This is a genomic window from Streptomyces sp. CLV115, from assembly GCF_038448545.1.
Lineage (GTDB): Bacteria > Actinomycetota > Actinomycetes > Streptomycetales > Streptomycetaceae > Streptomyces > Streptomyces sanglieri.
This window is the reverse complement of the sequence record NZ_JBCEWQ010000425.1, coordinates 1-443: the sequence shown is the minus strand read 5'-3', so window position 1 is coordinate 443 and position 443 is coordinate 1. Positions and strand designations below refer to the sequence as shown.

Below are 443 nucleotides of genomic sequence, written 5' to 3'. Positions count from 1 at the left end.
CCATGTGCCCGTCCAGCTGATCACCCCGACCGGTGACGTCTTCCTCTCGGAGAAGCTGTACGACCAGCTTGAGCTCTGGGCACCGGAGTTGGTGCGCCGCACTCTCGAAGGCAAACACTGGGTGCCGCGCACCAGGCCGGACCAGCTCGCCTCCTGGATCAGTGAGTTCGTCGCCACCAACGAGGCCGCCGAGGAAAGCGGCCGTCCGGTGGAGGACACCGCGCCGACCGGGGCGTACGCGGACCGGTTCGGCGGCCGGCTGGTTCTGGTGACGGGCGCGGCCGGCGGCATCGGCCGGGCCACCGCCTTCGCTTTCGCCGAGGCGGGCGCCCGCGTGGTGGCCGTGGACCGGGACGCGGAGGGCGCCGCCAGAACGGCCGAGTTGGCCCGGCTCATAGGAGCTCCGGCCGCCTGGGGCGAAGAGGTCGACGTCAGCGACGAGC

General features: G+C 72.2%; 1 protein-coding gene. It reads left to right on the top strand.

The annotated features are described in order from the left end of the window. A partial coding sequence (locus tag AADR41_RS42470) for an SDR family NAD(P)-dependent oxidoreductase (protein ID WP_342287820.1) occupies positions 1 to 443 on the top strand: 443 nt, incomplete at both ends.